General features: G+C 70.2%; 12 protein-coding genes. All 12 read right to left on the bottom strand.

The window, feature by feature from the left end; all coding sequences use genetic code 11:
* Position 1: 1 nt before the first annotated feature.
* On the bottom strand, positions 2–1,624 hold the full coding sequence (locus ACFPCV_RS32980) for a CATRA system-associated protein (protein WP_378060770.1): 1,623 nt from the start codon (positions 1,622–1,624) through the stop codon (positions 2–4).
* A 1-nt stretch (position 1,625) separates the two neighbouring features.
* Entirely contained in the window at positions 1,626–2,195 is a 570-nt protein-coding gene (locus tag ACFPCV_RS32985; RefSeq protein ID WP_378060772.1) for a toll/interleukin-1 receptor domain-containing protein, read from the bottom strand.
* Between the two features lie 498 nt (positions 2,196–2,693).
* Positions 2,694–3,317 (bottom strand): cyclase, encoded by a 624-nt coding sequence (locus tag ACFPCV_RS32990; protein ID WP_378060774.1) that lies wholly within the window; start codon positions 3,315–3,317, stop codon positions 2,694–2,696.
* A 187-nt stretch (positions 3,318–3,504) separates the two neighbouring features.
* Positions 3,505–4,341: a sirohydrochlorin chelatase gene (locus tag ACFPCV_RS32995; protein WP_378060776.1), complete on the bottom strand. Its 837-nt coding sequence runs from the start codon at positions 4,339–4,341 to the stop codon at positions 3,505–3,507.
* Positions 4,342–5,229, bottom strand: coding sequence for an ABC transporter permease (locus tag ACFPCV_RS33000; RefSeq protein ID WP_378060778.1), 888 nt, complete (start codon positions 5,227–5,229; stop codon positions 4,342–4,344).
* The gene (locus ACFPCV_RS33005; RefSeq protein WP_378060780.1) at positions 5,222–5,995 is read right to left on the bottom strand and encodes an ABC transporter ATP-binding protein; all 774 of its coding nucleotides are present in this window, start codon (positions 5,993–5,995) and stop codon (positions 5,222–5,224) included. The genes ACFPCV_RS33000 and ACFPCV_RS33005 overlap by 8 nt, the downstream gene beginning before the upstream one ends.
* Before the next feature lie 12 nt (positions 5,996–6,007).
* Positions 6,008–7,057: an ABC transporter substrate-binding protein gene (locus ACFPCV_RS33010; RefSeq protein ID WP_378060782.1), complete on the bottom strand. Its 1,050-nt coding sequence runs from the start codon at positions 7,055–7,057 to the stop codon at positions 6,008–6,010.
* A gap of 11 nt (positions 7,058–7,068) precedes the next feature.
* Positions 7,069–8,346, bottom strand: coding sequence for a sulfate adenylyltransferase subunit 1 (locus tag ACFPCV_RS33015; RefSeq protein WP_378060784.1), 1,278 nt, complete (start codon positions 8,344–8,346; stop codon positions 7,069–7,071).
* A 64-nt stretch (positions 8,347–8,410) separates the two neighbouring features.
* Complete coding sequence (gene cysD, locus ACFPCV_RS33020) at positions 8,411–9,358, bottom strand: sulfate adenylyltransferase subunit CysD (protein ID WP_378060786.1); 948 nt, start codon at positions 9,356–9,358, stop codon at positions 8,411–8,413.
* Positions 9,355–10,047, bottom strand: coding sequence for a phosphoadenylyl-sulfate reductase (locus tag ACFPCV_RS33025; RefSeq protein WP_378060788.1), 693 nt, complete (start codon positions 10,045–10,047; stop codon positions 9,355–9,357). The genes cysD and ACFPCV_RS33025 overlap by 4 nt, the downstream gene beginning before the upstream one ends.
* Positions 10,044–10,220 carry an Insertion element protein gene (locus ACFPCV_RS33030; protein ID WP_378060790.1) on the bottom strand — a complete coding sequence of 59 codons (177 nt, stop codon included), beginning with the start codon at positions 10,218–10,220 and terminating at the stop codon, positions 10,044–10,046. The genes ACFPCV_RS33025 and ACFPCV_RS33030 overlap by 4 nt, the downstream gene beginning before the upstream one ends.
* A complete protein-coding gene (locus tag ACFPCV_RS33035; RefSeq protein WP_378060792.1) occupies positions 10,217–11,890 on the bottom strand; it encodes a nitrite/sulfite reductase in 1,674 nt (557 codons plus the stop codon). The genes ACFPCV_RS33030 and ACFPCV_RS33035 overlap by 4 nt, the downstream gene beginning before the upstream one ends.
* Between the last annotated feature and the right edge of the window lie 62 nt (positions 11,891–11,952).

Consider the following 11,952-nt stretch of genomic DNA (forward strand, 5'->3'; position numbering starts at 1 on the left):
CTCATTTCCTTATTCGCCAACCGAGTCTGCTGAGCACGGTTGTGGCCAGGTCCGCGACGTTGCCGGGGATCGCGACGCGGCCGTTGTCGGAGCGGCGGGCGATGGCGATCTCCAGTTCGGCGATCAGGTCGCGCATCCGGTCGGCGTTGCCGTCGCGGGTGGCGTTCTCCATGGCGCGCACGATGCGTTCGACCGCGTGCCAGCCCGTGTAGGGGAGCAGCGTCGTTCTGGTCTGTTCGAGGGTTGCCGCGGCGTCCGCGTACACCTGGCTGGTGCTCACCGGCGCAACCGCGTCGCTTCCTGCCAGTTCCGAGTGCAGCTTCGCCGCCACCGCCCGGGTGCCGTGGCGGGGGCTCAGTTCCAGGTGCCGCAGATTGCGCAGGAAACCCGGCAGCAGCACGGGGTTCGTGGCCGACGTCAGCACCGGGAACAGGCGGCGGTCGGCGTCGGCGGCGAGGGTCCTGCGCAGGAACCACTCGGCCTCCGCGGTCTGCCATCGGCTCACCTGCCCGTCGATGACCAGGCACAGGTGGCGCGCGGAATCCTGTGCGTGGGCCAGGAAGTCCACGTCACCGGACAACGAGCTCTCCGCCTTCACCCCCATCGCGCGCAACTCGTGGACGAGTGCCGCCGCCTGCTCGTGCGTCGAGCGCGGCGTGCTCACCAGGAGGTCGACGGGGAAGTCGCGGGTCTGGCCCTGCGCGGCGGCCACGAACGCGTCCCGGTTGTCCGCCAGCAGGTCGCTGCGGTCCAGCCGATGCGCCACCACCGCCGCGATCGTCTCCAGTGCGTACGCGATCTGACTCGCCGACGGCACCCGCTCGGCGAGCACCGGGAGCTGCTCGCCGAAGCTCCAGTACGACACATACGGCAGAGTGAGGTGTCGCAACATGAGCGACGGCTGCACGTTCCGCACCAGCCAGTTCTGGAACAAGGGCGTGGTCAGCTCGGCGCACTTCTTGTGCCAGGAGTCCGCCCGCTCGTACTCGACGCGGTCGTCGAACCTGGACAGCACCGGCAGTGCGGTCAGTTGCGGTCGGTCGTAGGGCATTCGGTCGCGGGCGCGGTCGGCGCGGCGCACCACGTCGACCGCGCCGGTGACGCTCTGGTCGTTCGCGGTGAACAGCACCACCAGGTGGTCGGGCAGGTGCGCGGTGCAGATGCTCGCGATGTCGGCGAAACCCGTTCTGCTGTCGATCAGTACGAAGTCGTAGGTCTCGGTCCAGTCCGCCCGGCACAGCTCGAGTGCGTCGGCGAAACCCTGGTTGTACAGGGCGGCCCAGTCGATGCTCTGCACGCGCCGCGCGTAGTCCTCGTCCTGCTGACCGCCCGCGGCGAGCAGGTGCACCACGCCCGGCTCGTCGAGCACCAGTTCGGTGATGTAGGCGGCCGACGGTTTCTGCGCGCCCGTGGCGAAGTCGTCGACGAGGTCGATGATGCCGGTGGTGGGCGGGGACGCCAGCAGTGGCTTGAAGTACGCGGGCAGGCCCGGCGCCTCCAGGTCCCAGTCGACGGTGAGGACGCGGTAACCCCATCGCGCCAGCAGGATCGCGACGTTGCTCAGCGCGAAGCTGCGCCCGACACCGCCCTTGAACGAGTAGAAGGTGACGACCGTGCCCGCCATGTCAGAACCTCGGCACCGGCGTCATGCCGGGCATCGGTGGGTCCGGTCGTTGCACGGGCCAGCCCGGTTCCCACGGGGGCACCTTCTCAAGCCGCTGAGCCAGTTCGATGGCGACGTCCTCGATCTCCTGCAGGAAATCGATCCACCGCACGGTCTGCTGGAACACCGGATCGGGGTGGTTCCACTTCTTCAGGTCCCGCCACGATCTTTCCTGGGCGAAGCTGGGGAAGTTGTCGGAGTCGGAGAACAACACCGGGTAGATCAGTCCGGACCGGCCGAGCATCTTCTCCCGCTCGGCCATGCTGTGCCATTCCGCGAGGCACCACCGCGACCGGAAGTACTGCGGGGAGAACACCGGCACGAGAATCCTGGTGCGGTTCAGTGCTTCCTCGAGCCGGTCCGGCCAGACGCTGCCGATCTCCATGCCCTCGTCGAGGAACACCCTCGGTTCGTCGCGGAGATGGTCGGCCAGGTGGTCCGTCAAACGCGGGTGGAAGTGGTTACGTACCCATTTGTAGGGATTGCCCTCGCGGCGATAACTGATGAAGACATCGAATTCGTAGTCGGACACCGCGTGCCGCCGCCCCTTCGACCCGGATGTTGGTGCGGTCCGAGCATAGGTGAAAGGTGTCCGGAAATAGTTGACAAAAAAAGGACAACGTAAGTTGATCTCCCCGGAAGATCAGCCGGGATCCGGTGTGGGCGATGCTTGGGCGACGATCCAGAAGGGCATGGCTGATGTCGTGCCGGGACGTTCAACCTGGATTCGCCGATGATCTTGCGCGTTGTTCCGGCATGCGGTGCGTGGTGCCTTTCAGGACACGACCCAGGCACCAGGCGCCCAAATCCACCGGAAACCGAGCCCTGGTTTATCGGTGGAACCGGCTGAACGTCCTCATGGTGCCGTTCGGGACAGTGGCGGAAACCCTGTCCCTCAACGGTCCGCTGTGTACCTGATCTGGATGTACTCGTACTCGCCCGGGGTGCCCGCCCGGCTCACCTGCGAAGTCTGCGACGAGAACGGTCCCCTGCGCCGTTGCAGGGGACCGTCTTTCTCATCCGCGCCCGGTCAGCCGATGGTGGTAGACGTGAGTACCGGGTTGGGGTTGGGGAAGCACGACGTCGGCGCCGAGATGTTGCCGATGAACGTGCCGACGACCGCGGTGAACGTCAGGCCGGGGTTGTCGTAGCCGGTGCCGTACAGGGTCGACTCGATGGCACCTGAAGCCCCCGCCGTCAGGTGCGCTGTGATGGTCGGCAACTCGAACGTGGCGCCGCCCGCGATCGGGCCCGTGAAGGTCACGGTGACCACACCGCCGGACTCCGTCCACGTCGGGTCGCTGCCGAGGCCGGAGCCACCCGTCAGGTCCACGCCGGTCAGCGTCGCGTTGGCCGGGACCGGGACCTTCAGTGTGAACGTGTGGACGTTCTTGACCGTGTAGCCCGCCGCCTCGGACGGGACCTGGTTCGGTGCCGGGTCGACCACGATGTCGAGGGCGCCGCCGGGGGCGACCGACGCGGGGGCTGTGGCGTCGACCGTCTGGTTCAGTGTCAAGTTCTCCGCGCCGAGCGGGGTGTCTGCCTCGCAGTCGAAGACGATGTCGGTGGCCGCCGACGCGGTCGGTGCGAGCACCACGGACGCCGCGACCGCCGCCGCGACGGCCACGCCGGTCCTGAGCAGGGTGAACCTCATTGTCCTCACCTCGGGAAACGTTGCAGGGTAAGTGTTTCCGGTACCGGTGATGCCCTGGGCACTTCCTTGTCTACTGCCGGGTAGCGATCACGTCAACCCTTCACGGTTACCGAATGTGCACACGCGACTGCGGATCGCGCGCCACCCAATGGTCGAACCGGGTCGGACTGGGCGGAGTAACCCCAGGTCAAGCAGCGGTGACCGCCGCGACGTCGAAGTAGCGGTCCACGATCAGCGACGCGAGCTCCGGCGCGTCACCCAGCGGCTCGGCCACCGCCGCGTCCCCGGCCAGCGCCGCGACCCGGTCGGGCAGCCTGCCGGGGGCCAGGAACCACGACGCGACCGCGATCCGCCGCGCACCCGACGCGCGCAGCGCCGCCACCGCGGCCGGCACGTCCGGGTCGGCCGTCGACGCGAACGCCGCCCGCACCCCCGCGACCGGGAACCGCCGCGCCCACGACGCCGCCACCGCGGCCACCGCGTCGTTGGCTGGGGCGTGCGAGGAACCGGCGCCCGCCAGCACGATCCCGAGCGACGGGTCGTCCAACCGCGCACCGGCGGCCACCACCCGGCGCAGCGCCACCTCGGCGAGCCGCTCGTCCGGGCCGAGCACGTCCGACACCGAGACGGACAGGCGCGGGAACCGGGCGTGCGCCTGTCCGACCAGCGTGGGCAGGTCGACTCGCGCGTGGAACGCCGACCCGAGCAGCAGCGGCACGACCACCGCCTCCCGGTGCCCCTGCGCCGCGATGCCCGACAGGACGTCGGGCAGCCGGGGCGCGGACAGGTCGAGGAACGCGGCGCGGACGTCCAGCCCCGGCTCGGCGGCACGCAGGACGTCCAGCAGCGCCGCGATCGACGCGGCGGAACGCGGGTCGCGGCTGCCGTGCGCGACGGCGACGAGCGGTGCGTGAGCAGCGGCGATCGAGCGGGCGCCGTCTGGAGTGACCAGTGCGGTCCGCGCGCGCAGGAGGGACGACGGCGGCTGAGCGGAGGAGCGGAGCGAACAGTCCGACACGGCCATCTACAGCGATCCGTTCAGTCCGCGGGCACGCAACACGGCCCGCTCCAGCGGACGGAACACCAGCAGTTCGATGCCGATGCCCACGAAGAGAATGAGGATGATCGCGGCCATCACCATCGACATGTCCGACAGCGACATCCCGTTGTGCAGGAACTGCCCGAGCCCGACCCCGAGCTGCGGGGACGTCGCGATCAGCTCCGCGGCCATCAGCGACCGCCACGAGAACGCCCACCCCTGCTTGAGACCACCGAGGAAACCCGGCAGCGCCGCGGGCAGCAGGATGTGCCGCGCGGACGCCAGCCTGCCCGCGCCCAGCACCTTGCCGACGCGGGGGAGGATCGGCGGGATCTGGTCCATGCCGGACACGAGCCCGTTCGCGATCGACGGGACCGCGCCGAGCAGCACCACGAAGTAGATCGACGCGTCGGTCAGCCCGAACCACAGCACCGCGGCGGGCACCCACGCCACCGACGGGAGGCTCTGCAGACCCGACACGATCGGCCCGATCCCGCGCCGTACCAGCGTGAAGTTCGCGATCAGCAGCCCGAGCGGGACGGCGGCGACGACCGCGACCAGGAAGCCGAGCACGGCGCGGTGCACCGAGATCCACAGGAACCCGAGGATGTCGCCGCTGGCGACGCTGTCCCAGATCCGCGTCCACACGGCCGCGGGCGCGGGCAGTTGGTACTCGGGCCAGAAGGCGGCTGCCCACAGCGCCTGCCAGATCGCGAGGATCGCCACCAGCGCGACGACCGGTGGCAGCACCTGGCCCAGGATCCCGCGGGTCCGGCCGCGGGTGTTACCCGCACTCGGGGTGTCGAGCGCGTCGAGACCGGCGCCGACGGACGCGGTGTCGTCGTCGACGGTCTCGACGGGACCCTCACGCATGGGTGCTGATCACCTCGTGCAGACGGGTGTTGATCTCGTCAACGGCGGTCGCCTGCGCGGCAGGGGACAGGTCGCCGACGTGCCACTCCTGCACGACCCGGCCGGGCCGCGACGACAGCAGCACCACGCGCTGCCCGAGCCGCACGGCCTCGCGCACGTCGTGCGTGACGAACAGGACCGCGGTGCCGGTGGCGCGCCAGATCCGCACCAGCTCCGACTGCAGCACGTCGCGGGTGATGGCGTCGAGCGCGGAGAACGGTTCGTCCATGAGCAGCAACGAGTTCGCGCCACCGTCCACTGCGGACGCCAGCGCCCGCGCGAGTGCCACGCGCTGGCGCATGCCGCCGGACAGCTCGTGCGGGCGCTTGTCGCCGACGCCGGACAGGCGGACCAGCTCCAGCAGCTCACCGGCGCGGGCACGGCGTTCGGCACGCCCGACGCCGTTGAGCCGCAGCGGCAGCTCGACGTTGCGGGCCGCGGTGAGCCACGGCATCAGCGCGGCCTCCTGGAACATGACCGCGGGCCGCGACGCGTTCAGCTCGATCGCACCCGTCGATGGCGCGTCCAGCCCCGCCACCAGGTTCAGCACGGTCGTCTTGCCGCACCCGGACGCGCCGAGCAGGCACACGAACTCGCCGGGCGCGACCTCCAGGTCGACCCCGTCGAGGGCGGTGACCGCACGCCTGCCCTGCCCGAACGTCTTGCCCACGCCGGAAAGACGCACAGCGTGGCCGGTCTGCACACCGATGTCGAGCGTCGCGGTCATTGGTTGCCTTCCCTACTTCTCGGCCAGGCCGCCCGCGTCGACCGCGGGCCTGCCTGCTTGCTTGAGCACGGCGTTCAGTTCGGTCAGGTCAGCGAAACCGGCCACCTCGGGTGCCCGCTCGACGATGCCCGCGGTCACCTGGTCCCGGGCGAGCCGGGAGAACTCACCCGCGATCGGGTCGAACGTGAGCGTGCTGTTCGACCAGGCCCGCTCGATCACCTCGGGCGCCAGCGCCTTGCCGGTCAGCGCCGCGAGCCGCGCGTTGACCGCGGTCCGCGCGTCGGCCTCGTTCTCGCCTGCGTAGTCGATCGACGCGACCAGGCCGCGCAGGAACGCGCGCACGGTGGCCGGGTGCTCGTACAGGAACTGGGTCCGCACGATCACGACGGTGGTGGGGAACCGGCCGCCCGGCCACAGCTCCTTCTCGTCGAGCAGCACCGTCGCGCCCGCGTCGAGCACGAGCTGCGAGGACCACGGTTCGGGCAGCCAGGCCGCCTGCACGTCGTCGTTCCGGAACGCGCTCAGCGTCCGCGCGTTCTCCATGTTGGCGACGTCGACCCGGTCGGTGAGGTCGTTGTCCGCCAGCCACTTCTTCAGCGCGACGTCCTGCGTGTTGCCCAGTTGCGGGGCGACGACGGTCTTCCCGGCGAGGTCCGCCGGCTTCGTGATGTCCGGCCGCACCACGAGCTGCGCACCGCCGGAGGTGACACCCGAGATCAGCCGCACCGCCTCGCCGTGGGACTTGGCGTAGGCGTTGATGGCCGGGCCCGTCCCGACGAAGCCGATGTCGAGCGAGCCGCCGAGCAGCGCGGCCACCTCGGTGGGACCCGCGTTGAACTCCTGCTGGACGAGCCTGGTGTCGCCGAGCTCCTTCTCGAACAGCCCTTTCGCCAGGCCGACCAGCGCGGGCGCGTGGGTGAGGTTCGGGAGGTAGCCGAGCCGCAGTTCCGCCGCGGGGCCCTGGTCCTGTGCGCTCTCCGCCTCGTCGCCGCGGTCGGCACGCGTGCACGCCGCGAGCAGCGACAGCGCGGCGACCGTGGCGACGAGAAGACGAGTGCGCACCGGGTTCCTTCCTAGTTCCTGTCCAGCAGGGGAAGCGGAGCCCCGACCAGCCCAGCGGCGAGCGTCGTGCCGTCGGCCGGGTCGATCACCAGGAAGGCGCCGGTCCGGCCCCGGCTCGTGTAGCCGTCGACCGGGAGTGGCTCCGCCGTGCGCAGCGACACCTGGCCGATCTCGTTGAGCGACAGCGTTTCCGGATCGTCGTGGGTGGCGAGCTTCTGTTCGTCGAAGCGTGTGCGCAACTCGGTGACCACGGCCCGGACGGTCTTCGCGCCGGACTTGACCAGCACCTTCTGGTTGTGCCGCAACGGTTTGTCGGCCAGCCACGCGAGCGTCGCGGACAGCTCGTCGGTCAGCTCCGGCGGTTCGGTCGCGGCCGCGATCACGTCACCGCGCGAGATGTCGACGTCGTCGGCGAGCAGCAGCGTCACCGAGCGGCCCGCGACCGCCTCGGGCAGCTCGCCGTCCGGGGTGTCGACGCGTTCGACGGTGGTCCGCACCCCGGCGGGCAGCACGACGACCTCGTCGCCCGGGCGGACCGTGCCCGCCGCGACCTGGCCCGCGTAGCCGCGGTAGTCCGGGTGCTCCGGCGTGCGCGGCCGGATCACGTACTGCACGGGGAAACGGAACGGCGCGGTGTGCGGGTCCTGCTCGACCGGCACCGTCTCCAGGTGGTCGAGCAGCGTCGGGCCCGTGTACCACGGCGTGTGCGCCGAGTGCTCGACCACGTTGTCGCCACCCAGCGCGGAGACCGGGATCGCGAGCACCGCGCCCGCCGGGTAGCCGAGTGATGTCGCGTGTGCCGTGAACTCCTTGGCGATCACCTGGAACGTGCCCTCGTCGTAGTCGACGAGGTCGATCTTGTTGACCGCCAGCACCAGCCGCGGCACGCCCAGCAGCGCGAGGACCGCGGCGTGGCGGCGGGTCTGCTCGATCACCCCTTTGCGGGCGTCCACCAGCAGGATCGCCAGCTCGGCGGTGGACGCGCCGGTGACGGTGTTGCGGGTGTACTGCACGTGGCCGGGGGTGTCGGCGAGCACGAACGTCCGCTTGTCGGTGGCGAAGTAGCGGTACGCCACGTCGATCGTGATGCCCTGCTCCCGCTCCGAGCGCAGGCCGTCGACCAGCAACGACAGGTCCGGGGTGGACAGTCCCCTGTCGACGCTCGCGCGCTGCACGGCGTCGAGCTGGTCGGCCAGCACGGACTTCGTGTCGTACAGCAGCCGCCCGACGAGCGTGGACTTGCCGTCGTCGACGCTGCCCGCCGTTGCCAGGCGCAGGAGATCACTCATGACGGCCGCTCCTCGCACGCTCCGAGCAGCCTCGGTACCGATGGTTCGCTCGCGAGCTCGCTCATCAGAAGTAGCCTTCCCTCTTGCGATCTTCCATGGCGGCTTCGGAAAGCCGGTCGTCCGCGCGGGTCGCGCCGCGCTCGGTGAGCCGCGACGCGGCGACCTCCGCGATCACCTCGTCGAGGGTCGTCGCGACGGACTCGACGGCACCGGTGCACGAGCCGTCGCCGACCGTGCGGTACCGGACCGTCCTGCGCACCTTCGTCTCCCCGGCACGTGGTCCGCCCCACGGGCCTTCCGCGAGCCACATGCCGTCGCGCTGGTAGACCTCGCGCTCGTGCGCGTAGTAGATGTCCGGCAGCTCGATGTTCTCCCGCTGGATGTAGCGCCACACGTCCAGCTCGGTCCAGTTCGACAGCGGGAACACCCGCACGTGCTCGCCCGGCCGGTGCCGCCCGTTGTAGAGGTTCCACAGCTCTGGGCGCTGCCTGCGCGGCTCCCACTGGCCGAAGCTGTTGCGGAGGCTGAAGATCCGCTCCTTCGCCCGCGCCCGCTCCTCGTCGCGGCGCCCGCCGCCGAACACCGCGTCGAACCTGTTCTCCGTGATGGTGTCCAGCAGGGGAACGGTCTGCAGCGGGTTGCGGGTGCCGTCGGGTCGTTCGGTGAGGCGGCCGTCGTCGATCCAGTCCTGGACCTTCGCGACGACCAGCCGCAGCCCGTACCGCTCGACGACCCGGTCGCGGAAGTCGATGACCTCGTCGAAGTTGTGCCCGGTGTCCACGTGCAGCAACGGGAACGGCACGGGCGCCGGCCAGAACGCCTTCACCGCGAGGTGCAGCAGCAGCGTGGAGTCCTTGCCGCCGGAGAACAGGATCACCGGCCGGTCGAACTCGCCCGCGACCTCACGCATGATGTGGACGGCCTCGGATTCCAGGCGCCCCAGGGCGTCCAGGGTGGGCGGCGGTTCGATGGTGGCGGTCGGCAGCGACGTTTCGCTCGCAAGCTCGCTCATCCGTGCAACCCGCATTCGGTCTTGGCGAGGCCGGCCCAGCGGCCGCTGCGGGCGTCCTGGCCCGGCAGTGGTTTCGCGGTGCACGGCGCACAGCCGATCGACAGGTAACCCTCGGACACGAGGGGGTTCTCGAGGATGCCGTGCTCGGCGATGTAGCCGGTGAACTCGTCGTCGGTCCACGGCGCGATCGGGTTGACCTTCACGAGGCCGTTGCGGTCGTCCCACTGCACGATGGGCGTGTCCGCGCGGGTCGGCGCGTCGACCCGGCGCACGCCGGTCACCCACGCGTCGTAGCGCGCGAGGGTGTCCCGCAGCGGCACCACCTTGCGCAAAAAGCAGCACTTCGTCGGGTCGGTCTTGTTCAGCAGGCCGAACTCGGCCTCCTGGTCGGCGACCGACTGCGCGGCGGCCGCGTCGACGATCCGCACCGACGGGTAGGTCAGCTCGACCGCGTCGCGGGTGCCGATGGTCTCGGCGAAGTGGTAGCCGGTTTCCAGGAACAGGACATCGACATCCGGCTTCGCCTTGACCGCCAGGTCGATCAGCACCGCGTCCTGCATGTTGGACGCGACGATGAAGTTGTCGCCGAACGTCGCCGCGGTCCACGCGAGGGCTTCCGCCGCGGTCGCGCCGGCGAGCTCCTCCTGTGCCTGCTCCGCGACCTTCTGGAGGTCGGTGGTGGTGGTCACCGGGTCACCTCTTCCCGCTGCGCTGTCGGTCCAGCAAGGTTCAGGCCCACGAACTTGACGGTGAACACGCGGCGGCAGCCGCCGCACAGCCATGCCGCGTGGGGTTCCTCCTGCGGGCGCAGGTCCTCGTCGCCGCAGTAGGGGCAGTGGAAGGGGGTCGCTCGCTCGGTCACTTGAGGTCCGCCTCCTCGGCACGCGCGACCCACTGCGCGAAGCGCTCGTCCGGTTTGCGGTCGGCCACGTAGTTGCGTACGACGCGCTCCACGTAGTCGGACAGCTCCTGCGCGGTCACCTTGTGGCCGCGCAGCTTGCGGCCGAACCCGGCGTCGAGGCCGAGCCCCCCGCCGAGGTGCACCTGGAAGCCCTCGACCTGGTTGCCGTCGTCGTCGGTGACGATCTGGCCCTTCAGCCCGATGTCCGCGGTCTGGATGCGGGCGCAGGAGTTGGGGCAGCCGTTGATGTGCACGCTGATCGGTGTGGTCACGTCACCGGTGATGTCCTTGAGCCGGTCCTCGAGCCTGCCCACCAGGTCCACGGCCCTGGCCTTGGTCTCGACGATCGCGAGCTTGCAGAACTCGATGCCGGTGCACGCCATCACCCCGCGCCGCCACGGCGACGGGTCCGTCTGCAGCCCCAGCCCCGCGAGCGTGGTCCGCAACCCGTCCACTTCGGACTCGGCGACGTCGAGCACGATCAGCTTCTGCTGCGGGGTGAACCGCACCCGGTACGAGCCCGCCTTCTCCGCGGCGTCGGCGACCGCGAGGAGCGTGGTGCCGGACACGCGGCCCGCGATGGGCGCGGCGCCGAGGTAGAAGTTGCCGTCCTTCTGCTGGTGCACGCCGATGTGGTCGCGCGGCACGTCCGGCACGTCGGGTGCGGGTCCGTCGGAGAGCGGCCGCTTCAGGTACTCGGTTTCGAGGATCTCGCGGAACTTCGCGGCACCCCAGTCCTTGACGAGGAACTTGATGCGCGCGCGGTGGCGCAGCCGCCGGTAGCCGTAGTCGCGGAAGATGCCGATCACCCCCGCCCACACTTCCGGCACGTCGTCCAAGGGGATCCACGTGCCGAGGCGCTGGCCGATCATCGGGTTCGTGGACAGCCCGCCGCCGACCCACACGTCGAAACCGGGTCCGTGCTCGGGGTGGTCGACGCCGACGAACGCGACGTCGTGCACCTCGTGTGCCACGTCCGGCAGCCCGGAGATCGCGGTCTTGAACTTGCGCGGCAGGTTGGCGAACTGGGGATCGCCGACGTACCGGCGTTTGATCTCGTCGATCGCGGGGGTGCCGTCGAGCACCTCGTCCTTGGCGATGCCCGCCACGGGTGAGCCGAGGATCACCCGTGGGCTGTCGCCGCACGCCTCCATGGTGGTGAGGCCCGCGTCCTCCAGCTTGCGCCAGATCGCCGGCATGTCCTCGACGCGGATCCAGTGGTACTGGATGTTCTGCCGGTCGGTGATGTCGGCGGTGTCGCGGGCGTAATCGCGGGAGACCTCGCCGATGACCCGCAGCTGCTCGGTCGTGACCGCGCCGCCGTCGATCCGGACGCGGAGCATGAAGAACTCGTCGTCCAGCTCCTCCGGTTCGAGCGTGGCGGTGCGCCCGCCGTCGATGCCGGGCTTGCGCTGGGTGTAGAGGCCGTACCAGCGGAACCGTCCGCGCAGGTCACCGGGGTCGATCCCGGCGAAGCCCGTGTGGGCGTAGATGTTCTCGATGCGGGCACGGACGTTGAGCGGGTTGTCGTCCTTCTTGCTGCGCTCGTTGGGGTTCAGCGGCTCGCGGTATCCGAGCGCCCACTGCCCCTCACCGCGCTTCTGGCGTTTCGTGGTGGGAGATGACGACACCCGACCGACCTCCGGGGGTCTGGGCGCTCGCGCGCGCCGACCCCACCCGAAGGCTGTGCCGG

Source organism: Actinophytocola glycyrrhizae, from assembly GCF_042653545.1.
Taxonomy (GTDB): domain Bacteria; phylum Actinomycetota; class Actinomycetes; order Mycobacteriales; family Pseudonocardiaceae; genus Actinophytocola; species Actinophytocola glycyrrhizae.